We start from the raw sequence: 294 nt of genomic DNA on the forward strand, positions 1-294 counted from the left end.
AACGTAGTCAACGATGTGCTTATTATTCTCATCAAGAATTGTCTTAATTTCAGACCATTCTCCGAATAATACACCTGATTTTTTATTCACAAATGCTTGTACTGTTTCAGGGAACGTTACTTCTTTTAAATCCCCTTTTATGTATACCTTTACAGGAGTTTTCTTTTCACTTTTTTGAATAAACGAAATAATTTCGTTAGCGTCCATCATTTTCATTCTTGTTGCCTCCTAAATCCATTTATAATGTTACTCTACCAAACGATAGAGCGAGTAGCAAGACAATAATCTTATTTT

General features: G+C 32.0%; 1 protein-coding gene. It reads right to left on the reverse strand.

Going from position 1 to position 294, the window contains the following annotated elements; all coding sequences use genetic code 11:
• Nucleotides 1-216, reverse strand: a 216-nt coding sequence (locus tag FE392_RS23005; protein WP_500692718.1) for a hypothetical protein, incomplete at its 3' end; no start/stop codon positions are given.
• Nucleotides 217-294 lie beyond the last annotated feature (78 nt).

This window comes from Xenorhabdus santafensis (assembly GCF_033949405.1).
Classification (GTDB): Bacteria; Pseudomonadota; Gammaproteobacteria; order Enterobacterales; family Enterobacteriaceae; genus Xenorhabdus; species Xenorhabdus santafensis.